Annotated in this window: 20 protein-coding genes and 3 pseudogenes; 7 read left to right on the top strand and 16 right to left on the bottom strand. The window is 67.8% G+C overall.

The window, feature by feature from the left end; all coding sequences use genetic code 11:
* Positions 1 to 28: 28 nt before the first annotated feature.
* Positions 29 to 242, bottom strand: a pseudogene (locus OG798_RS54270) (IS6 family transposase); the annotation flags it as partial.
* A gap of 564 nt (positions 243 to 806) precedes the next feature.
* The gene (locus OG798_RS54265; protein WP_328755807.1) at positions 807 to 2,477 is read right to left on the bottom strand and encodes a tetratricopeptide repeat protein; all 1,671 of its coding nucleotides are present in this window, start codon (positions 2,475 to 2,477) and stop codon (positions 807 to 809) included.
* Between the two features lie 96 nt (positions 2,478 to 2,573).
* Between OG798_RS54265 and OG798_RS54260 the strand changes: the two genes are divergently transcribed.
* Complete coding sequence (locus OG798_RS54260) at positions 2,574 to 3,077, top strand: hypothetical protein (protein ID WP_328755808.1); 504 nt, start codon at positions 2,574 to 2,576, stop codon at positions 3,075 to 3,077.
* A 49-nt stretch (positions 3,078 to 3,126) separates the two neighbouring features.
* Here OG798_RS54260 and istB read toward each other — a convergent pair whose 3' ends face one another.
* From istB to OG798_RS54245, 3 genes are all read right to left on the bottom strand, one after another.
* Complete coding sequence (gene istB / locus OG798_RS54255; protein ID WP_328755810.1) at positions 3,127 to 3,945, bottom strand: IS21-like element helper ATPase IstB; 819 nt, start codon at positions 3,943 to 3,945, stop codon at positions 3,127 to 3,129.
* Complete coding sequence (gene istA / locus OG798_RS54250; RefSeq protein ID WP_328755811.1) at positions 3,945 to 5,225, bottom strand: IS21 family transposase; 1,281 nt, start codon at positions 5,223 to 5,225, stop codon at positions 3,945 to 3,947. Before istA ends, istB begins: the two co-directional genes overlap by 1 nt.
* Positions 5,226 to 5,305: 80 nt before the next feature.
* Positions 5,306 to 6,709 carry a helix-turn-helix domain-containing protein gene (locus tag OG798_RS54245; protein WP_328755812.1) on the bottom strand — a complete coding sequence of 468 codons (1,404 nt, stop codon included), beginning with the start codon at positions 6,707 to 6,709 and terminating at the stop codon, positions 5,306 to 5,308.
* A 30-nt stretch (positions 6,710 to 6,739) separates the two neighbouring features.
* On the opposite strand from OG798_RS54245, the gene OG798_RS54240 reads away from it, so the two are divergent.
* The 3 genes from OG798_RS54240 (at position 6,740) to OG798_RS54230 (ending at position 8,715) form a co-directional block, all read left to right on the top strand.
* The gene (locus tag OG798_RS54240; protein WP_328755813.1) at positions 6,740 to 7,030 is read left to right on the top strand and encodes a hypothetical protein; all 291 of its coding nucleotides are present in this window, start codon (positions 6,740 to 6,742) and stop codon (positions 7,028 to 7,030) included.
* 1,140 nt (positions 7,031 to 8,170) lie between these two features.
* Positions 8,171 to 8,431 carry a replication-relaxation family protein gene (locus OG798_RS54235; RefSeq protein WP_328755815.1) on the top strand — a complete coding sequence of 87 codons (261 nt, stop codon included), beginning with the start codon at positions 8,171 to 8,173 and terminating at the stop codon, positions 8,429 to 8,431.
* A gap of 47 nt (positions 8,432 to 8,478) precedes the next feature.
* Positions 8,479 to 8,715: a hypothetical protein gene (locus tag OG798_RS54230; protein ID WP_328755817.1), complete on the top strand. Its 237-nt coding sequence runs from the start codon at positions 8,479 to 8,481 to the stop codon at positions 8,713 to 8,715.
* 78 nt (positions 8,716 to 8,793) lie between these two features.
* Here the strand turns inward: OG798_RS54230 and OG798_RS54225 are convergent, their stop codons facing one another.
* The 4 genes from OG798_RS54225 to OG798_RS54210 form a co-directional block, all read right to left on the bottom strand.
* Positions 8,794 to 9,360: a Ku protein gene (locus tag OG798_RS54225; protein WP_328755819.1), complete on the bottom strand. Its 567-nt coding sequence runs from the start codon at positions 9,358 to 9,360 to the stop codon at positions 8,794 to 8,796.
* A gap of 47 nt (positions 9,361 to 9,407) precedes the next feature.
* Positions 9,408 to 9,995, bottom strand: coding sequence for a histidine phosphatase family protein (locus OG798_RS54220; protein ID WP_121413752.1), 588 nt, complete (start codon positions 9,993 to 9,995; stop codon positions 9,408 to 9,410).
* A 330-nt stretch (positions 9,996 to 10,325) separates the two neighbouring features.
* Positions 10,326 to 11,030, bottom strand: coding sequence for an SUKH-4 family immunity protein (locus OG798_RS54215; RefSeq protein ID WP_328755820.1), 705 nt, complete (start codon positions 11,028 to 11,030; stop codon positions 10,326 to 10,328).
* A 183-nt stretch (positions 11,031 to 11,213) separates the two neighbouring features.
* Complete coding sequence (locus OG798_RS54210; protein WP_328755821.1) at positions 11,214 to 11,732, bottom strand: IMP cyclohydrolase; 519 nt, start codon at positions 11,730 to 11,732, stop codon at positions 11,214 to 11,216.
* Here OG798_RS54210 and OG798_RS54205 point away from each other — a divergent pair.
* The 3 genes and pseudogenes from OG798_RS54205 to OG798_RS54195 all read left to right on the top strand — a co-directional run bounded on the left by OG798_RS54205 (position 11,731) and on the right by OG798_RS54195 (position 14,065).
* Positions 11,731 to 12,732, top strand: a pseudogene (locus tag OG798_RS54205) (DUF6192 family protein). The gene OG798_RS54210 and the pseudogene OG798_RS54205 overlap by 2 nt on opposite strands.
* Positions 12,733 to 12,734: 2 nt before the next feature.
* Entirely contained in the window at positions 12,735 to 13,154 is a 420-nt protein-coding gene (locus OG798_RS54200) for a RacP protein (RefSeq protein WP_267059851.1), read from the top strand.
* 56 nt (positions 13,155 to 13,210) lie between these two features.
* A complete protein-coding gene (locus OG798_RS54195; protein ID WP_328755823.1) occupies positions 13,211 to 14,065 on the top strand; it encodes an IS5 family transposase in 855 nt (284 codons plus the stop codon).
* A 5-nt stretch (positions 14,066 to 14,070) separates the two neighbouring features.
* Here OG798_RS54195 and OG798_RS54190 read toward each other — a convergent pair whose 3' ends face one another.
* The 7 genes and pseudogenes from OG798_RS54190 to OG798_RS54160 form a co-directional block, all read right to left on the bottom strand.
* Positions 14,071 to 15,306: a serine hydrolase domain-containing protein gene (locus OG798_RS54190; protein ID WP_121413758.1), complete on the bottom strand. Its 1,236-nt coding sequence runs from the start codon at positions 15,304 to 15,306 to the stop codon at positions 14,071 to 14,073.
* Between the two features lie 154 nt (positions 15,307 to 15,460).
* On the bottom strand, positions 15,461 to 15,850 hold the full coding sequence (locus OG798_RS54185; protein ID WP_121413759.1) for a DUF1048 domain-containing protein: 390 nt from the start codon (positions 15,848 to 15,850) through the stop codon (positions 15,461 to 15,463).
* 2 nt (positions 15,851 to 15,852) lie between these two features.
* A complete protein-coding gene (locus tag OG798_RS54180; RefSeq protein WP_267059823.1) occupies positions 15,853 to 16,182 on the bottom strand; it encodes a PadR family transcriptional regulator in 330 nt (109 codons plus the stop codon).
* Positions 16,183 to 16,477: 295 nt separating this feature from the next.
* Positions 16,478 to 17,329, bottom strand: coding sequence for an IS5 family transposase (locus OG798_RS54175; RefSeq protein ID WP_121413298.1), 852 nt, complete (start codon positions 17,327 to 17,329; stop codon positions 16,478 to 16,480).
* Positions 17,330 to 17,679: 350 nt separating this feature from the next.
* Positions 17,680 to 18,618, bottom strand: a complete 939-nt coding sequence (locus OG798_RS54170; RefSeq protein ID WP_121413762.1) for a YcxB family protein — start codon at positions 18,616 to 18,618, stop codon at positions 17,680 to 17,682.
* 653 nt (positions 18,619 to 19,271) lie between these two features.
* Entirely contained in the window at positions 19,272 to 19,610 is a 339-nt protein-coding gene (locus OG798_RS54165; protein WP_121413763.1) for a thioredoxin family protein, read from the bottom strand.
* 562 nt (positions 19,611 to 20,172) lie between these two features.
* A pseudogene (locus OG798_RS54160) lies at positions 20,173 to 21,311 on the bottom strand (PucR family transcriptional regulator).
* Positions 21,312 to 21,351: the final 40 nt, after the last annotated feature.

Below are 21,351 nucleotides of genomic sequence, written 5' to 3'. Positions count from 1 at the left end.
GTGGTGGGGCCCGGGTGCCGGCCTGTGGTCAGGCCGTGGTGGCTGTGGCGACGACTCCGGTGACGTGGTCCCAGACGGCGAAGCGGATGGTCATCTCGGCGCGGTGGTCGGAGGCGGTCATCAGGTGACGGTGGGGCCGGAAGTGGGGGTGAGATGCCGCTGAATGCGGACAGGAACCGCTGGGCCGCGCCGACGGAGCGGATGCCTTTCATCGCGCGTTCGCGCTGGCGGGTTGCGATGTGCCGGCTTCGTGGCAGTGACCCAGCTGGGGATGTACCACCCCATGACAGCCGCGAGGTCGCGAAGTACCACCGCCGTGTCAGTGGCAAGCCCCCAGCCACAGGCCGACGACCAGCAGGTACACAGTTCTCCCACTCAACCGTGACTGACACGCTCTCACTGACACGAAGCCGACACATCGCACCCAGGAGCCACGTAGAAGCTGTTGTCTTTTCGATTTTGAGCGGTGGCGGTCGAACGCGGATTCCCGGTCGGGTGATCCTGTCGTGGCCAGAGCATGAAGGCGGGGCCTCCTGAACAGCTCGTGGGTGTCGAATCCATAGAGCAACAGGAGGCCCCTGTGCTGCAGTCTTCCGTGTCGATGGCCGGACGGTCCAACTCGGCCGCTCCAACGTGTGATTGCCTCGCGCACGTGTACGGCAACGCGGCCGACCGGCCCGAACGGCAGCGCCGGTACCCGACGGACATGACGGACGCGGAGTGGGCCGAGGTCCGGCCGCTGCTGCCGGTGCCGGGCTGGATGCGCGGGCGGGCGCTGTGTTCGTTCCTGCGGTCACGGGAGCCCTCTAGTCCGCCGACGCGTCCACTGGGTGGGTTACAGCGCTGGCGATTGCCGCGGTCCAGGGGGGACTTGGCTCGCCGTCAGCGTCCAAGCCGTACGGCCAGCGATCTTTGAGCCCAGTGTGGTTCAGCTCGCCGGCGTTGACGGCTTGCCGGTCGAGGGCGTCTGCTCCCACCTGGTCGCCTTGAGCGCGACGCAGCTGTGCCAGTGCGATCAATATGCTTGTGTCGCCCCCAGCACCTGCTTGCTGGGCCAGAACCTCAGCCCCCTCTCGGTCGCCAGTTTCCTCTCGTCGCAAGGCCAGGTCGAAGAGGGCGTTGGTGTCGCCGGCGTCGGCAGCCTGTTGGGCGAGGGCCTCGGCTTCGGCATGGGCCCCGGCTTCTTCTCGCATACCCGCGAGGTGGGTTAGGGCCGCAGCGAGTCCGGCTTTGGCCGCGCACTTGTAGAGGGCATCTGCTCGGTCGTGCTCACCGGACTCTTCTCGTCGAAGGGCCAAGTCGAAGACGGCACTTGCGTCACCGGCTTCGGCGGCTTGCTGCGCGAGTGACTCAGCCCTCTCATGTTCTCCGGCTGCTTCTCGAAGACGGACTAGGTCCACGAGGGCGCTGGTGTCGCCCGCGTCGGCAGCCTGCCGAGCGAGGGTCTCGGCCTGCAGATGCTCTCCACTTTCCTCTCGTCGCAGAGCGAGGTCGAAGAGGGCGCTGGTGTCGTCGGCGTCGGCAGCCTGTTGGGCGAGGGATTCGGCTTCGACATGGGCTCCAGCCGCTTCCCGTAGACGTGCGAGGGCTGTCAATGCCGCGACGGAACCGGCCTCGGCCGCACGCTTGTACAGCGCCTCCGCTCGGTCACGGTCACCTGAGTGCCCTCGCGCTCTTGCCAGGGACAGCAGGGCCTGTGTGTCGCCGACCTCAGCAGCCCGTTGGGCGAAGGCCATTGCTCCGTCGTAGTCTCTGGCGTCCTCACGACGGAGAGCAAGGTAGAACAGGGCGCTGGTGTCACCGGTGTCTGCGGCTTGCCCTGCGAGGGCTTCCGCATCATCGTGGGCTCCGGCTTCCTCCCGTAGCCGAGCGAGGACGACCAGGACGCTCGCGTCGCCGACATCAGCCGCCTCTCGGGCGAGAGCTTCGGCGTCGGCATGGTCTTCAGCCTCCTCCCGGATCTGCACTAGGTGAGCGATCGCTCTGGCATCGCCGGCGTCGGCTGCCCGACGGAAGAGACGCGCAGCCCGGTCATAGTCCTCAGCTTCTTCCCTCCACAGCGCGAGGTCGAAGAATGCGCTGTTGTCGCCGGCGTCAACGGCTCGCTGGGCGTACGCCTCCGCTCCCTCATAATCGCCGGCTACTTCCCGGATTCGCATGAGGTCGAAGAATGCGCTGTTGTCGCCGGCGTCAACGGCTCGCTGGGCGTAGGCCTCCGCTCCCTCATAATCGCCGGCTACTTCCCGGATCTGCATCAATCGGAACAACGCTGGGGCACTGCCCGCATCTGCGGCGTTCTCGTAAAGCGCCTCGGCGGCCTCGTGGTCCCCAGTCTCTGCCCGATCCTCCGCCAGTGCAGTGAGGGCCGGCGCGTCGCCGACTTGAGCAGCACGGGCAGCCAAAGTATCGACCGCGCCAACGTCGCCGGCTTCTTCTCGGACTCGCGCCAGTGCGATCAGTGCGTGAACGTCTCCCATCTCGGCAGCCTGCCGGTAGACGGCCTCCGCGCCATCGCGGTCTCCAAGCCGCCTCCGTAGCAGGGCAATGCTGAAGTAGGCGCCGGTGTCCCCCGCTTGGGCGGCTTGCTGGGCGAGGGCTTCAGCTTCGTCATGATCTCCGGCCTCCTCGCGCAGCCAGACGAGCTTGACGAGAGCCTGGATGTCACCGGCATCAGCGGCCTTCCTGTAGATGGCCTCGGCTGCGTCATGATCCCGAGCACTGGCGCGAAGGAGTGCGAGGTTATGAAATGCAGTGGCGTCCCCTGCATCAGCGGCTCGCTGGGCAAGTTCCAGAGCCTCCTCATGGTCTCCAGTCCTTGCCCGATGCTGCGCAAGCGTGATCAGAGCATCGATGTCGCCAGCCTCAGCGGCTTTGCGATAGAGAGCCTCGGCCCCGTCAGATTCCCCAACCGCGGCACGTTGGCGCGCAAGCTGGATAAAGGCGCTCGTGCTGCCGACCTCACCACTGCGATAGAGGAGGTAGTAGGCCCACTGGAAGCGCGCACGCGCATTGGCTGCTTGAGCAAGCGATCTGAGGTCTTCGGGCCTTGTGAGGTGTCGGCGGCGGCTGAATCCTGACCCAGTTTGGACGGTCGAGTTCTGACCCACCGGGTCTGGTTGCCGGTGTTCAGTCGGTGTCGTGTGTCGCGGTGGGGACGCGTCCCAGTTGGCGTCCGCGCATGCGGTAGGAGTCGCCTTTGAGAGAGTGGACCTCGGCGTGGTGGACGAGGCGGTCGATCATGGCGGCGGCCACGGTCTCGTCGCCGAAGACCTCGCCCCAGCGTCCGAAGGGCTTGTTGCTCGTGACGATCACGCTCGCTCTCTCATAGCGGTTCGAGACCAGCTGGAAGAACAGGTTCGCGGCCTCGGCTTCGAAGGGGATGTAGCCGACCTCGTCGACCACGATCAGCGGATAGCGGGACAGTTTGGTGAGCTCGGTCTGGAGGTGTCCGGCGTGGTGGGCTGCGGCCAGGCGGTCGACCCACTCGGCGGCAGTGGCGAACGCGACCCGGTGACCGGCCTGGCAGGCGCGGACCGCGAGCCCGATCGCCAGGTGCGTCTTCCCGGTGCCCGGCGGTCCCAGAAAGACGGTGTTCTCCTTCGCGGCGATGAAGTCCAACGTGCCCAGATGCGCGAGCTGTTGGCGAGTGATGCCGCGCAGATGGGTGACGTCGAGTTCCTCGATCGTCTTGATCGCGGGGAAGCGGGCGGTGCGGATGCGGGCCTCGCCGCCGTGGGACTCACGGGCGGAGACCTCCCGCTGGAGACAGGCGACGAGGAACTCGGTGTGCGTCCAGGTCTCCTTCAAAGCGCGTTCGGCCAGCCGCTCGGCAGCGTCCAGCAGGGCCGGGGCCTTCATCGCCCGGGCGAGGAAGGACAGGTCGGCGGCGGTCTGACGGCCCGTCCTGGGCTTGTCCGCGGCGGCGGTCTTGGTGGTGGCGGGCATCAGGAGACCTCCGGCTCGTCGTGTCCGCCGCCACCCTCGATGAGGGTGAACATGCGGTCATAGGAGTCGAGTTGGCGCTGCTCGACCTCGACGAGATCACTGGCTGTCGCAGCGTTTTGCCCACGGGCGGCGAGGGCCTGGGAGGCTTGGTGGTGGCGATAGTCGCCGCGCAGGAGGGCGGCGGCGCGGGCATGGTCCGGGTCGGTGATGGTCTGCTGCTTGGCCCAGCACCGCGGATGGCGCGCGACTTCCGCCCCGCCGGGGGTGAGAGTGACGATGACTTCGTCGGTGTCGGTGCGGACCTGGACTTTCTTGCCGATGGCCAAGGGGTGCACGGAATAGTCGCAGGTGTCGACGCGGATGTAGTGGTCGCGGCCGATGCGGGTCGCGAAACGCCACCAGCGTGGCGGGTCGACCGGCGGCAGGGCGAGCATCTGGGCCCGGTCGGCCTCCCACCGGTCAACCGGACGGGCGCCCAGGGTGCGGTGCTGGCGCCGGTTGGCGACGGCCAGCCAGGCAGTCAGCTGGGTGTTGAAGTCATCGGCCCCGGTGAAGGTGCGGCCGGGAAGGAAGCTGGTCTCCAGATAGCCATTCGCCCTCTCCACCAGCCCTTTCGCTTCGGGATCGCGAGGCCGGCAGAGATAGATCCGGGTGGCGAGCAGGCCCGCGAACGCAGCGAAGTCCCCGGTCACCTTGCCCCGGCCGATCCCGGCCTCGTTGTCCCAGACCAGCATCCGCGGCACTGCATCCCAGCCGGTCAGAAGCTTCCAGTGCCCGTCGATCAGGTCGCCGGTGGTGCGGGTGGGCAGCATCCGCGCGGCGATGATCCGCGAGTAGCCGGACACCATCACGAGCACCGGAGGCCGGCCGCTCTGCCCGTATCCGAGCGGGATGTCGACGGGCGGGAACCACAGGTCGCACTGAGCCAGCTCGCCGGGCTGATACGTCGTGCGCGAGACCGGATCGACGGGCAGATAGGCCGGCCGCAGCTCGCGTACGCGTTCTTTGAGGACGGTCATCCCGCGCTCCCAGCCGATCCGCTCGGCGATCACGGTCGCCGGCATCGTCGGGGTCTGCTTCAGCAGTTCCCGGATCTGCGGCTCGACCGCGTCGACCGCCGAGCCCTTCGGCGGCCGCGAGTAGACCGGCGGCCGGTCCGTGGCCAGGGCCCGCTTCACGGTGTTCTTCGAGATGCCCAGCTGCCGGGCGATCGCCCGGATCGGCATCTGCTCGGCCCGGTGCAGCCTGCGGATCTCTGCCCAGTCCTCCACGGAAATCACCCTCTTCTCCTGACCTTCGATCAAGATCAGGTTGGTCAGAAGACCACGAAGTGGGTCAGTTTTGATCCGCCGTCAGAGGGTCACGATTCACCCGTCGCCGACATGAGGTGCCTGTACGCAGCGTCCCAGAACGATGCGAGCGGGCAGACGAGGCCGCGTGTAGCCCGGCCGTGCTGTTCAAGATAGTCGGCGAGCCGGAACACAGGCTCTTCCGGAGGTGACGGAAGAGCGGATTGCGTAAGACTGCCAGGCGAGCGCCGCTTGGGGCGGACTGGAGTGTGGCGAAGGGGAGCCTGCTTCCCGTGGACCGGATGGGCAAGTTCAGCCAATGCGGCCTGTACCCAGTCCTCGCTGAGCTGGGCATGGTCGTTCTCACTGAGGTAGTCGATCGCGGCATCCACGAGGAAGGCCTGTGGAAGGTTCAAGCTCACTCCGAGACGACGCGCGTCCATGGCGACCTCCAGGACCGCTCTCGCCGCGGGCGAACTGTGCTCGAACCGGCGCAGCAGCTCCGGCGCCCCCGCGAGGTCTTGTGTCACACGCCCATCACCGCCAGCCCGGCTGAGGGCATCAGCCAGGAGACGGTCTCCATCCCTAGCAAAAGCGGCCGCTGCCCGCAGAGCCCTTTGGTTGAAGGCTTCTGGGACGGAGAGCATGCGGTCAGCGAGCAGTTCCCTCACTCGACTATGGGGGTCCGGGGCGCCGGCACCAGGCAGGGCAGTGAACCGATTCGCGTACTCCGGCCACAAAGTGGCCAAGATGAGCACTGGCTGGCGTTCGTGTTCAGTGAGCAGGCTGTGCAGGGCGGCTGCGATCCGCTCGCCGCTTTCCATGGCGCCGAGGTAGTGCTGAGCTTCGTTCAGCCACACCACCGTGAACGGCTCTACACGCACGAGATCGGCGAGAGCGGCCTCTGCGCGCGTGGGGTCGAAGGGGTGCCACAATCGCCATCCTTGATCGGCAAGAGGTTGAACCGCTTCCCAGCACGCTCGTGTCTTGCCAGTGGACGAGGAGCCGACCAAGACCACCATCCGGCTTTTGCTCTGCTGGACATCTCGCACTGCGTCAGCCAGTAGATGGTCATGGTCACGTGGCACATATCGAGGTAGCGCCGACACAGGGTGGGAGGCATACCCACGTCCAAGAGGCCCGGCCGGATGCACCTCCAACTGATGCGGGCCCCACTCGCTGATTCGCTTGCCCAGACCTGAAGCGAAGACGGTTTCGTCGTCGTCCCCCGACGCGGTCCTGCGCAGATCCAACAATGGCTGCTCTGGCAGCCGCAAGGCGCGAGCCAGAGCAGCGACGGTCTCAGCCGAGGGTGCGGGAGCATCAGCCTGGAACGCGAGCTGCACAGTGGTACGGCCCAACGCTGCTCTGCGGGCGAGTGCCGTCTTGGTCAGTCCAGCCAAAGCCAGACCGTCGGTCAGCCTGCGGCGTAACTCGACGTGCGCGGCCTCGCGCTTCGTACGCCCGTCGTGCATCCGACCGTCTCCTGCTCGGTGTGTTCGCCGATGTTCATCTTCGCCCGGCTGAACCACGGCGAACACCGCTTCCGGGACCTTGGGTCACGTCAATGTCCCACCGTCCTCTGGGAGCTCGTGGTGTCGAGTGTCGCTGTTGTACTGTTCGCCGTCGTCTTGGTGGTACTCGTCGCGTTGCTGGTAGCCGCCGGCACCGGCAAGCTAGCCCGTCTGGACGGCGCCACATACCCGGCCGCCCTGATGCGGTCCGCCGCCGCCTTCGCGGCAGTCCTCACCCTTGCTGCTGCCGTGACAGGCGCCCTCTCCGCCATCCTGAACTGAAGAGTTGGTCCCGTTGGGCAAGCCCCGGGTCTGACCCGATCCAGTCCCGGTAGGTCCTGCGAGCTGTGGCGCCGGACGTCCATTCCCCGGCGCGAGCGGCCCGGCCCCCCGCCCCTGGTGACCCGGCCTGGCCGCCCCGCGGACACGACCGGCTGGCCGTACCGGCGGCGCAGGGCCGCGCTGGAGTCCGTGTTCGCCGCCCGCCAACTGTCGGCGCCGTGGACGCTGTGCCCGTCGACAGCAGAGGCCGACGTCGTGCGCGAGTGGCTGACGGGGTCGACGGTCGGGATGGAGGCGGTGATCTTCAAGAGGCTGGACGATGCCTACCGGCCCTCGGTGAGGGGCTGGCAGAAATACAAGGTCCGAGAGACGAGCGAGGCGATCGTCGGCACAGTCACCGGCCCTCTGGCCACTCCCCGCACGCTGCTGCTCGGCAGGTACGACGACCAAGGCCGCCTTCAGTACGTCGGGCCGCACCACCACCCTCGCCCAGGCGGCAGGTGCGGCGGTCGCTGGCCTACTCGCTCCGGGACGGGGCGGTCATCCGTGGACAGGCTGGTCGTTCAGCGTCGGGTGGGGCAGCCGGGAAACGTTGGACGTCACGCTGGTGGAACCCGAGCTGGTGATAAAAGTCGACGTCGCACGCGACGCTGCCGGCCGGTGGTGCCACCCTGCAGGCCGGCACCGCGCCCGCCCCGACCTCTTCCCCACCGATGTCGCCCGTCTGACGGCGCCGCTCTGACGCGGCGCAGCGCGGCGGCCCCGGCCGACGCGCGAGGAGCACCGCCGGCGCCCGATCCCCTCGCCCGCCGCCCGGGACCTGTCCCACCCACCCACTTTCCTTGTTCTTCCTGCTGTGGGGCGTGTCCGGGGGCGTAGAGGGGATGTCGGCCTCCCCACCACGGCCGCACCAGCGTGGTGACCTGCGCGTTCCCGGGCGGGTGCGGGAGTGGGTGCGGACGGTTGTCGGCCGGGTTGTCGGAAGGGATGTGAGCCTGGTCCACGGAGGCGTTGTCGCTTCGTGACCGTGGTCGGGCCTTCGTGGTCGGGGTTCTGGTGAGGGCTGGCTGCTGCTGTGACCGGTACGCGCGGCGCCGGACAAGCCGGTGCCGCACCGGACGGGAAGCGAGCAGATCCGTGATGATCGGCGTGGACGCGGGCAGCGGAGACCGGCTGGCGCTGGGCGTGCTGACGCAGTACCGGATGGCCACCACCGAGCAGATGCACCGGATGATCGCCCCTTCGGCGCGCTTCGAACAGACGAGGCGCAGGCTGGCCAGGCTGCGTGCCGAGGGGCTGGTCGACCGCGTCACCCAGCCGCAGGCCGGCGGAAGCCTCGGTGGAAGGCTGGGCGGATGGAGTCCTTCCCCGCGAACCCTGACAGCCTGCACGACCCTGTGACACTCCTCGACGAACAGGGCACCGCTTGGGTGCTCCACCGTAGGCGGGTGGACCTCCGCATCGTGCGCCGACTCATCAAGGACGCCGCCACATCAGTGGTGTGGGCGGACATGGGCGGCATCAGACCGCGTCCCACGACCGAAACCGAACGCTCGGCACTCTGGGACCGGATCAAAAACGACTACAGGGGACCTGGTGGAAGCGGATCGACCGGGCGCTGCCTGGCTCACGAATTCCGCACCGAGCCGGGGCGCCGCATGCTCTACGTGGCGGAAGACTGCTGACGCCACAGAAATTGCGCCAGAGCCCGTTCTCATGAACATAGCCACTGCACGAAGCGGTGAAAGGTCAGGCCCGGACAACTAGGCGCTGTGTGGCTTCTTCGGCGCCGGCTTCTTGGTGGCCTTCTTGGTAGCCGCGTTCTTGGTGGGCGCCCTCTTCGTCGTCTTCTTGGCCGTCGTCTTCTTGGGTATCTCGTTGACGGTGGCCTCGCCGCGGGAGGCCTGCGCCTTGCGCACGGACTCCTGGAGGGCGGCCATCAGGTCGACGACCCCGCCTGGGGCTGCCTGTTCCTCGGACGCCTTGGGCGGTTCCTTGTGCTCCCGCTTCGCGTCGATGAGCTTCTCCACGGCCTCCGTGTACCGGTCGGTGAACTCGTCTCCTTCGAGGCCGTCACGGGACATCCGCTCGATGAGGTGCTGAGCCTCTTCGATCTCGTTGTCGGTGAGCTCGACGGCCTCGGGAGCCAGCTCGGCGGGGTCGCGGATCTCGTCCGGCCAGCGCATGGCGTGCAGCACGATCACGTCGTCCCGCACCCGCAACATGCCCAGCCGCTCCCGCCCGGACCAGGCGTACTTGGCGATGGCCACCTTCGACGACCGCTCCAGTGCTATCCGCAGCAGCTTGTACGGCTTCGCCGCGGCACTCATGTGCTTCCGGCGCCTCTCGCCGCAGGCGTGAGGCAGCGGCACTGCCGCTACGGGACGTTCCAGGCGGCGATGAACGGCTGCCCGTCCTCGGTGGCCAGGAAGCTGAGCGTGCCTGGATGCGGATGGCCGAGCAGCCGGCTGGCGGAGGCGTCGAGGCCGAGCCAGCGCACCGTGAGCACGCGCGCCAGATGACCATGCGCGACGACGGCAACATCGCCGTCGTCCAGCAGCGGCCGGATCCGGTCCAGCACCGCGTCCGTACGCGCTGCCACCTGCTGGAGCCGCTCGCCAGGATGGTCGTCGTCGCCGGGAATGACGCCGTCCCGCCACAGGTCCCAACCCGGCTTCATCTCCTGGATCTGCGCCGAGGTCAGGCCCTCGTAGCCGCCGTAGTCCCACTCCAGCAGACCGGGATCGGGCCGGACGCCGGCCAGGCCCGCCAGCTCGGCCGTCCGCAAAGCGCGGCTCAGCGGGCTGCTGAAAACCGCCACCAGATGGCGTCGTGCCAGCCTCGGAGCGAGCTCCTTCGCCGCGGCCTCGCCCGCGGCAGTCAGCGGAACGTCGGTACGGCCAGCGTGCTGGCCCGACAGGCTCCATTCAGTCTGGCCATGCCTGATCACTATCAGTTCACCCATGGCCGCGCACGATATCTGATCATGCGACACGGCCGACCACTCCTCGCCTTCGCCGCCACCGCCCGCTCCCTGATCTGCGACGGCTGACTCGCCAACTGAGATGACCTCTTATCCACGGGCCGGACGGTGATGGGCAGTTCCTACATACGCTGCTGGCCAAGTCGATCACACGGGGGTGTGCGGAATGCGGTACGGCGTGGTGGTGGAGGAGCTCGCGGTGGAGGTCATGGCGCAGCTGCCGGACGACCAGGCCCAGCGGGAGGTAACGGCGTGTCGACGACGGCGTAATTGGCTTTGACCGCAGTTCCGCGAAGGCTCATGACTGCCAGGTCAGATGGAGTTCTCGCGAATCAGCTCGATCCAGACCGGCTGAGGATCCTCAGCCGCGACTGCATGGTCGAGGCGTCGTGCGGCGTCCACGACAAGCTCCACGCATGCGTAGAGACGGTCGTAGTGGCGGACATGGTCCGCTTCTGAAGCCGTGTATGCAGGTTCCTCGACCTTCCGGAGGATCTGGATCGCCGCGCTCCAGCGCCAGGCAGTCTCGACGTACTGGGCAACCGAGGAGCTCAAGAAGGAGACCGCTGGCTTGTGCAGGCCTGCATGGTATGGCCGGAGGACCTCTGGGATGTCGTCGACGGTGATCGGTGCGGGACGAAGACACATGACACGGCCATCGCCGGGAACCACGCCGACGACGAAGCTGTCCTCGCTGGGCCCCCAGAATCCCAGGTCGTAGAGCTGCTGGCCGTCTTTGACCAGCCGGCGCTCGTGCTCGCCTGCCACGTTTGGTACCAGGACTGGATCCGGTCCGGCCTGCGGCCTGGGCGTGAAGAGCGGCAGTTGCGGCAGGCCCCACTCGCTCAGGGCAATCCGGTCGCCCTGGGGGATGTCCCACTCGTGAGCTACCCCGATGAACAGTGGCCGATCCTCAGTGGTGACCAACCGCGCCAGCGGCTGCGACAGCATGAACCGCAGTTCGTCCTCCACCGCCGCCCGCTTGTCTCCGCGCTCGTTCCTCACAAACTGCAGCATCTCCTGGCGCGCCAGCCCAACTCAAGATCGTTCACGAAATCGCGGTCAGAGCCGCGTAGTTCCCCAGGGGCTGTGGTCACGTAATTCCCCAACCTCTGGCCTGTCGGCGTGCGTCTGTTCTTGAAGTGATCTTGCCGAGTGGATTCTCGGTGCTGAGCCCGGGGGCTCAGCACCGGAGGAAGATCAGACGCAAGTGCCTGAGGCTTGTCGCATGCCGGAACTCTTCAAGTCCCCGGGCATGAAGACAGCCGCGGCAATGCGGAGTTGGGACGGCAGCCCCGACCACAGCTCGTCGAGGAGATCACTGCTCGTCTCAGCGGTGGTGCGGATTTCCATGAATGGGTCACCGGTGGCGATCTCCTGCCCATCCGAGCGATAGGTCGTCATGAGCACTCCCTCGCCGGGAGCCAGGTCGCTGACGTGCAGGGTGAGCCTGTTCGTGGCGGTGCGGTCCGCGGTGCTGCGTCGCGCGGCACCGAACCAAGCCTCGCCGCCCTCGTGGTTGTCCGCGATCACGGTCAGACGGGGAGTGAAGATCGGCGGGTCCGGTTCGTAGTCCAGCCCGTCCAGAGCCGGGAGCGGATCCTGCCCGGAGGCCAGTCGGTCGGCCACCGTGGACACTTGCTCCCCGTTGCCGAAAACCAGCCGAGTACCGATTTGACGGGCGCGTGCCCCGGCCCGCAGTTGGTGGTGAAACACCATGACCGAGGAGACCAACAACGTCGGAAACGTAAGCCAGTCCCGTTACGAGCAGATCGTGGCCGAGCTGCGGGACGTGGTGGAGCAGCAGACTCGTGGCCAGTTCACGATCGGGGACCGCGCCCTGGAGATCGAGCCGATCCGGGAGCACGGCGGCAACAGCCGAGGCGATGCGGAATGGTCGGTGACCGCGACGCTGATGCGGCTTGCCGAGGACATCGGCCTGAAGTTCAGCACAGTGAAGTCGGCGAGGTGGACGTCCTCGCGCTGGCCGGCGGAGCGCCGGCAGAAGGGCGTCTCCTACACGGTTCACCGGACACTGGCCTACATCGAGGACGACGAGGAGCGGTTCGCCGCGATCCTCACGCCGCCCGAGGGCAAGGGGCGATGGACACCGGACGACGCCAAACGGCGGGTGGGCAACCAAGTCGAGACGCCGGTGACGCCGACGGAGAAGATCACCGCGATTCACTCGCTCGCCTAGGACGACCAGGTCGCCGCGGCGGTGACGAGTGACTTCCTGAAGCGGCCCGAGGTGACCGCCAAGGTGACCACGGTGGACAAGGCCCGGGTGGTGGAGGAGTTCACCCGCGACGAGTCGGTCGCGGCTAACGCCGCGACCAGCCTGCTGCGCAGGCCGGACGTCGCGTTCAGGGCGATGAGCGACGACACCGCCCGGTTCCAGGTCAACCATGCCCAGAACGAACGCAGCCGGCAAGCCCGCGAGGACTTCGAACGCACCAGCCCGGTCGCGCCCGCGGTCCGGCACATCGAGCGGAGCATGGAGTTCCTGGACCTGGTCACGGCCTTCCACTCCTTCGTCGCGGCGGCCGGGCGGATCGTTCCCGGACTGCGCAACCACACCTTCAGCGACGACGAGCGCACGATCGTGCACGAGAACGTCGCACGTTGCCGGGCGACGCTCGACTGGGTCGAGACGGCCGTCGACACCGGCAGGGTCGACGTCGACGACGAGCTCGCCCGTCTTCTGAAGGGCGAATGAGGATGCCCCGTCCCTCACGGCGACGGGGCGATGCAGCCAGACGTCACGCGGACACTCTCCGGTTCGTGCTGTTCGAGGCCAGACCCGCCGGCCTTGAGTTCCCCCAGCTGGTACGCGCCAGCGACCTGACCGCTAGCCAGGTCCGCTCCGGACTTGCTGCGCTGAAGGACCAGGCCGCGGAGAAGGGATGGCCCCCGCTGACTTGGAACCGGGCGGGCGGTTACCAGCTCGGAGCGGAACGGGACGTGCTGGAGGCATACGAACGGGCGGTGGTCAGGGAGAAGCTGACCGAGTTCCGCCGGTTCATCACCGGCACGGTCGCCCCGCACGCCGCCGCCCACCCGGGTGACAAGTGGGTCAAGCACATCGTCGCCCAGCTCAACTCCATCGAATCCACCCTCGACCTCGTCGCCAGCTCCTGACCTGCGGTGGGGCCGCCCTGTGGGCGGCCCCACCGCACAGCTCGAAGGCCTTCGTCATGCGCTCTCGCCGCTACCCCTCGGACACCACGAACTCTGAATGGGCGCTGATCGAGCCGCTGTTGCCCACTCCGGCCTGTGAGACGTCCACCGGCGGGCGGCCGGAGAAGCATCCGCGCCGCGAGATCGTCGATGCCATCCGCTATGTCGTCGATACGGGCTGCAAGTGGCGGGCCTTGCCTGCGGATTTCCCGCCCTGGCGCACGGTCTGGGGGTTTATGGCCCGCTGGGCAGCGGCCGGGATTGTCGGGCAGATCCGCGACCAGCTCGCCGGTCGGATCCGCCGGGGCATGGGCATAGGCCCCCGGGCGGTCGCCACCGTGATCGACTCCCAGAGCGTGAAGGCTGCCGAGACGGTCTCCAAGGCCACTCGCGGCTACGACGCGGGCAAGAAAATCAACGGCCGCAAGCGCCATATGGTCGTCGATACCCGCGGACTGCCTCTCATGGTGATGGTCACCCCCGCTGACCTGCACGACTCGGCTGCGGCGAAGGAGGTCCTGTTCCGCCTGCGCCTGATGCACCTCGAGATCACGATCGTGTGGGCGGACTCCGCCTATGCCGGCAAGCTCGTCGACTGGGCCAAACAGCACCTTAACCTGACGATCAAGCCGGTCAGCCGTCCCAAGGACGCCTCAGGCTTCGTCGTGCTGCCTCGTCGTTGGGTCGTCGAACGCAGTCTTGCGTGGATGATGCACGCGCGCCGGCATGCCCGGGACTACGAACGGCTCGTCCAGCACTCCGAGACTCTGATCACCTGGGCTGCCATCACCCTCATGACCAGGCGCCTGGCCCGGAAAGGCGCCACCCCCAGCTGGTCGAGGAATCCGGTGCCAGCCGACTCGACCAGGTAGGCAGGTCAGTTGTCGATTGCCTGGTAGAGGGTGGTCCAGAAGTCCTGCATGGCCCGTGCCGAGTCCGGGGTGGACATCCCGGTCTGGGTGAGCAGGATGCCGACGAGTTGGTTGTGCGGGTCGGCGTAGGTGGTGGTGCCGGCTCCGCCGTCCCAGCCGAACTGGCCGATGGGCGCGTAGTCGCCTCGGTAGGTGCGCACGGTCATCCCGAAGCCCCAGCCGCCGGTCTGCCCCTGGCCGTGTGACAGGTGGATGACGCTGCGGGCCCAGGCCTGTAGGGCGGATGTCTGCTCGGGTGTGAGGCGGTTGGTGGTCATCAGCTCGACGGCGGCCCGGGACAGGATCCGTTCGGTGCCGTGCATTCCGTGGTTGAGGAGCATCCGGAAGTAGGCGTGGTAGTCGTCGGCGGTGGAGTCGAGTCCGCCGCCGCCGGACTGGAACGCCGGAGGCCTGCTGTGGTGTCCCCCCTCGGCCTTGTCCTCCACGGTGAACTCCCCGGTCTGCGGATCGGGGGCGTACAGGGGCGGCAGCCGGTCGATCTTGTCGGCGGGCACGTGGAAACCGGTGTCCTTCATGCCCAGCGGATCGAAGATGCGCTCGCGCAGGAACGCCTCGAACGACTGGCCGGTGACCCTGGCCACCAGCACCCCGAGCACGTCGTCGCTGACGTTGTACAGCCACCGCTCTCCGGGCTGGTACATCAGCGGGAGCGTGCCCAGGCGGCGCATCCACTCATCCGGCTCCACCGCCGGCAGCATCCATCCGTTCTCGCCGTAGACCTTCTGCTCGAAGTACGCGCTCATCATCGGGGAGCCCATGGCCGTCGTGTCCAGCCCGAGCCCGCAGGTGGAGGTGAGCAGGTCCCGCACGGTGATCGGACGCCGTGCCGGCACGGTGTCGTCCAGCGGGCTGTCGGGCCGCTTGAGTACCTGCCGGTCGGCCAGTTCCGGTAGCCACTGATCTATCGGGTCGTCAAGTCGCAGCCGGCACTCGTCCAGCAGGACCATCGTCGCGGAGACCGCGACCGGCTTGGTCGTCGAGGCCATCCGGAAGATGGTGTCCCGGCGCATCGGCGGGCCACCGTCATGGCGCATCGTCCCGATCACCTCGACATGGGTCTCGCCGCCCCGGCCGACCAGGGCGACGAGTCCGGGGATCTTCTTGGACTCAACATGCGCTTCCAGTACCTCGCGCAGTCGGCGCAGCCCTGCTTCGGACAAGCCGTTGTTGCCGTTTCCCATCATGAATCTCCTTGCACGCAGTGGTCGGTCTCGACGGCGCCGCGGGCATGCGACGCGAGGCGGCCGGCCGGGCATGACCCCGCGGCCGCACTGTGCAGAAAGGCGATGAAAGTGGCGCTCGGCCCCCCTCGGGGGGCGATGTGCTGAGGCGCGATCAGACCGTCTTGTCGTCTGTTCCGGTCTCGTTGCCGGCGGCGCGCTCGATCTCGTCGGTCAGCTGCTTCCGTGCACGGGCGGGGACGTAGCCGCCCTCCGAGTAGTTCTCGGCGAACGCGTTGACGAACTCCACCGGGTCCTCCCCGACAACCTCGCGGATCGGAGTTCCGTTCACCGCAGCCTGCTCGAACAGGTCGGCGAGGTCTTCGAACATCGACGCGTTGCTTTCGCCGTCGGTCGGCACGAAGTGCATCAGGTACCGCTCGATCGCCTCGACCGCCGCACGGTAGTTCTCGGGAAGCTCCTTGACGCGCGCCTTGTACGCCCTCCAGCGCTTCTTGGGCCCGATCACCTTCGAGATGAAGCCGCTCTTTTCCACATCGGACATGGCTACTTTCCCCCTTCGCGGAGCTGTTCCAGTCGTTCCGTGAGGAAGCTCCACGTCCTCCAGAACTCTTCGAGGTACTCCCGTCCCTGAGCGTTGAGGGAGTGCACCTTGCGTGGCGGCCCCTTCTCTGAGGGAACCTTCTCCACGTCGACGAGACCGCGCTTCTCCATCCTGAGAAGCAGCGCGTAGATGGTCCCTTCGGCGATGTCGGAGAAACCCTGCTCCCGCAGCCGCGCCGTGATCTCGTAGCCGTAGGCAGGCCGACCGGCCAGGGACGCGAGGATGATGCCCTCCAGCGTGCCCTTGAGCATCTCCGTCTCCAGCTTGGTCACAGAACACCTCCTCCCTGCACTAGTCAGCGCTATTGAGTACCGGTACACAGTAACGCTGACTACCGGTACTTAGCAAGACGGAATAGTGGAGGCGGCAAGCCGACATCGCAAGCGCCCGGTCCAGCAGCCTCACCGGCAGGACCCCGAGCAAGCCGCTCGGCGCGCGGAGATCGACGGGCACCCGTACGTGGGCCGCGTCGCCATCCGTCAACTTCTCTATCTATCGCCCCCGGCCCGCCACGTCTTCGACGCTGCGAGTTGAGAAACACGCACTAAGAGAGCATCTGATCAGCTTTCAGATTGCTATGGCAGTGTTGTCCGTTTCGATTCGCCACGTTGGGGTGGATTCTCCGGTCAGCTCGCGGGACATTTTGTTAGCCATTGCCCAGTGGATCATCGTGCGGGATCTCTGTGGGAGGGCTTCGTAGTCCCGCGCGAGGCGGCGGTGCTGCATGAGCCAGCCGAAGGTCCGCTCGATCACCCATCGCTTCGGCAGGGGCTCGAACCCCTTCGCCCGAGGCCGCTGCACCACCTCGACGTCGATGCCGAGTCCGGCGCCGTGGTTGAGGATGCTGGTCTGGTAACCGCCGTCGGCCCACACCTTGGTCACGCCGGGATGGGCGGCGGCCAGGTCGTCGAGCAGGAGCTTGCCGCCGGCGGTGTCGTGCACGTTGGCGGCGGTGATGAGGACGGCCAGCACCAGGCCGAGTGTGTCGGTGATCAGGTGCCTCTTGCGTCCTTTGATCTTCTTGCCGGCGTCGATGCCCTGGCTGGTCTCGGCCACGTTTGCCGAAGTCTTCACGCTCTGCGCGTCGATCACGGCGGCGGTTGGCTCCGCGTTGCGGCCGTGGGAACGTCGGGTCCGTTCACGCAACAGGTCGTGGACCCGCTGGGTCGTGCCATCCGCTTCCCACTTCGCGTAGTAGTCATAGACGGTTTTGTACGGCGGGAAGTCGTGCGGCAGGTACTCCCAGGGAATGCCGGTTCGGTTGACGTAGAGGATCGCGTTGACGATCTCCCGTAAGTCGTGGACCCGGGCCGCCGTACCGGGGCCGGTCCGGCCGGCTCGCCAGGCCGTGAAAACCGGTTCGATCAAGGCCCAGCGGGCATCGGAGACATCACTGCGGTACAGGCGACGAGCGTTCACGCCTCGCTCAACGACAGCCATCCCCGACAGTCACAAAAACATCCCTAACTACCAACTACCTAGATCAGATGCCCTCTTAGCGATCGAGTGCGGGAAGGCCGACCAAGCCGGTGTCGAGCATGATGCGGTCGACCGCCTCCTTGAGGGTGCTGTCGGCGCCCATGACGGTCTCGGTGCCGCCGGGCAGGAGATCGAGCTCCCGGCTTGCCCGCCTCGACCTCTCCCTCGCCGCGTGACCGAATAAGCCAGCAGGATCGGTGACACGGTTCTTACCGCCCTGCTGACTGCGCGGCTTCTGCGGCTCGCCGCCGAGAGATGATCTCCGGACCCGCTCGGAGACCGAGGCCCGCTCAGAAGTCGTAGCAGACGTAGGCGCCCTCAGGCCCGCGGGCAATCCGGTCCGAGCCCCAGCAGTGGAGCATTGGCCCGACGCGGTACAGGGCGGTGCCACCGGCCAGCAGGACAAGGACGGCGAGCAGTGCGGTCACAATCCGCATGGCGGTCATCCGCCGCACGAGCCACCAAGCCCCGGCGACCGCAAGCGCCCCCAGCCCCAGCATGACGGCCGATATCGGGGCGGTGTTCTTCTGAATCCCGGGAAAGCGGCCTGGGTGCGCGGCGTGTTGAACGGCGGCGAAGGCGAAGAAGAACAGCAGCAGCCCCAGCAGCAACAGCCCGACGGAGGCGACCCCGCGGCCGACGGCCCGGCCCCGGCTCCGCGGGCTTCCGGGCGCCTCGGCGCCGTCCGCGCGCACGAGTCGCCGGTCGAGGACCGCCCGCAGCCGGTCCACCTCCTCCGGGTCCGCCACGGCCCGCTTGGGCAAGACGGCGAAGCCGACGGCGGACTTGTCGGCGCTGAGAAGCACGAACAGCTCCGGCGTCTCCACATAGCGCGAGTAGAGGTGCCAGTTGTGGCTGGCCGAGCTGTGCGCGGTGGTGAGCCGGACCCCGGTGTCGTCGACCGTCCCGCGGATGTCCCCCTGCCGTTCGGCGAGCCGGTGGAGGCGGCGCGCCTGCAACCACGGCACCGCAGTCATGAAGGCGACGAAGACCACCACCCCTGCATACAGCGGCCAAGGTGTGTCCCGGTGGCCGGAGCCAGCCGCCGACAGCAGGGAGCCGATGCTCGTGACCGCCACCGTCCAGACCAGCGCCCCGCGCTGAAAGCGTCCCGCGCCGGTGCTCCTCGCGCGTGCCCGCAGCGCGGACGCCAATTCGCCGACGGTCGGCCGGTAGGCCAGCTCCACCGGTCTCTCGGCGACCGCGTCCGTTTCCCGGCCCTCGGCCATGTCCCCTCCCCCGTTCGGTGATCAACCGGATCGTAGAGGCTTTCTCAGCCGCTCCGGCGACCTGGCGGTGGTCGGCACCGTACGTCATCGAGGTCACGTAATGGTCGGAGTGCCGCGGTCGACGGAGCACGGGCACCTCGAGAGGACCAAGACCGTCCCCCGCGAGCCTAATAGGACTCCGGGGTCGAATTGGCGGGGCCAGGCCAAGATCGGCCCCCCGGTCAACAGCTCGCCGGCCAGTCGCACGGTCACGCTGCCGAAGTCGACTTCCGCCTCGTGGCCCGGCAGATGGGTCTGCAGCACGAATGCTTCCACCGGGACTTTGCCCGAGGCCGCGAGGACCTCCGGCTTCCGGTCGGAGACGTAGCGCCGGACCATCGGGTAGGACACATCGGTGCCGTGCTCCGGTGAGTAGCGGGACCGCGAGGCCGACCCAGGTCAGTACATCGGTCTTGCGCTTCAGACGGTCGGCCCGCTTCTGAGACGCGGCACTCAGATGACGCCGGCGTTTCCGGAGGTGGTGTCCGGGGCTGCGCAGCTGCCGGACGCGACAGCGCTGGACGGCGTTATGTGACCTGTGGGGGTGTCTCAGGCGGCGCAGCTCCCATAGACGAGACGTGAGGGGCGTCGCGGCCACGTGCCGCAGCGGCCGCTCACAGGTGGCCGTCCAGGAACTCCCGTACCTCGGCGATGGTCATGGGCCCCGTGCCGTGCGCCACCGCCTCTCCCTCCTTCAGCAGGACGTAGGACGGGGCTCCGGTGATCCCGTATCGCTCGGTCGCAGCCGGACAGCGCGTGATGTCAGCGCGGACGGCCGTCAGGCGGCCCGTGTACTCGTCGGCGATGCCACCCACGACGAGGTCCATCACCCGGCAGGGCTCGATCGCCTTGGGCCATGTCCCGGTGAAGTACGCGAGGACCGGAACTGTGCTCATCCCGAGGATGAAATCGAACTCCGCGTCCTCACGGGGTTGGTGAACCCGCTTCGCCATGGATACTCCTGACCTCACGTTCCGTCATTCCATCCCCATCATCCCTCGCGCGGTGTGCCAGGCCGGCCCGGTCGGTCGTCCGGTTGACCTGTCGGAAGGGAGGCACGGGGCCGTCGCAGAACCACGGTGGTCCCCGGCGCGAGCGGCCCGGCCCCCCGCCCCTGGTGACCCGGCGTGGCCGCCCCGCCGGTCACCCAGCTGCAGCCCGCCGCGCGCCCGTGGGTCAGCTCGTGCCAGGACAGCGCCATCCACGACGATATGAAAGCCGTTTTCCAGGGCATAGCTGCCCAGATCACCGACCAGATGCTCGATGAGCGCGTCGGCGAGCGGGCCGGTGCGCATCGTCCACCGGATCCAGTCGAGCCGTATCCGCCACCGCGCTTCTCGGAGACAGCGCCCCCGACGGGCTTCCTGAGGCCTTGTCTGGTCTTCACATCAACCCCCGGTCTCAGCTGGCTAATACCGCTCTTCCCCGGGCCGCATGAGCTAGCTGATGGCACCGAGAACGAGGCACGATTCCTGGTCCGCTCGCGGGCGCGGGCGTGGACGGTCGAAGTACGCGTCAGCTGACCCGAAGACCGACCGCCAGCGTCAGTTCAAGGACCCGCTGTGGCGATGCGAGATCCGGAAACAGCTCCCGCAGCTGCGACATCCGGTACCGGACCGTCTGGGGATGGACGAACAACGCCGCCGCCACCTCGTCCCGCCTGCCCTGGTGCAGCAGCCACGCCCGCAACGTCTCCTCCAGCCGCCGTGCGGTCGCGACAGGCAAGGTCCGCAACGGTGCGAGGGCCCGGGCACGCAGATCTGCGAACGCGTCCGCGTCAGCGCTCAGCACCAGCTCGGGCAGGTGGTCCTCGGTGTCGCGAATATCAGAGGAGAGGAGCGCGCGCGTACGGCTCGTGCGTACGAGGCGGACGCACGAGTCCATGGCCGGGCCGGGCCGACCACGGCGGTGCGGTCGGTCAGCTGCCGCAGGAGATGTGACCGGTCGGCATCGGGGACGAGCAGCACACCGGTGGCGTCCGGCAGATCGTCGAGGACGAGGGTGCTCGGGTCGAGCGCGCGGTAGGCAGGCCTGGCCTGGGCGGCGGGCAGCAGGACCGCGGTCAGTGACACCGGGGGCTGCCACCCGGCCCGTTGAACAGAGGCCAGCAGCACGTCCGGGCTCGCGCCGGCGAGGAGGTCGCGGGCCAGGTGTTCCAGGTGCCGCTCGTGGTCCCTGCCCCGGGCGGCCAGTTCGTCGGCGTGACCCGCGGCGCTCGCGGCGGAGAGCTCGTCGATGTAGGCGAAGGTCAGCTCGGCGAACTTGGCGACCTCGGCGGCGGGCAGACCTGCGGGTACGGCACCCGCCGCCAGGCATCGCCAGGCCACGCGGGCGCCGACGCGGTAGGCGCTGAGCAGGGCGTCCATCGAACGGCCGTCGCGCACCTCGCCGCGGCCCAGCTCGTAGGCCGCGTCACCGCCGTCGCCGCCTGCGGCGCTCCCGCTCGCGAGGTCCAGGTAGTGCCCCAGGGCGGTGCGGACGGCTCGGCGGATGGTGCCGCCCATGCTGCCCGAAAGGGCGTTGGCGTAGGAAGGGACCTCGTCGATGATCGCCTGGACGACCTCGTCGGCGGTGGTCTTCAGCGCGGCCCGAAGCACGGTGACCGTCGTCTCGTCCAGGGCCAGTTCGCTGGCCCTCCGGGTTACATGGCTCACGTTCTTATTCCCTGCGAACAATTCCGCCGATCAGATTCAC

This window comes from Streptomyces sp. NBC_00271 (assembly GCF_036178845.1).
In the GTDB taxonomy this organism is placed as follows: domain Bacteria; phylum Actinomycetota; class Actinomycetes; order Streptomycetales; family Streptomycetaceae; genus Streptomyces.
The sequence above is the reverse complement of the archived record's forward strand: the minus strand, read 5'-3'. Positions and strand labels throughout refer to the sequence as shown.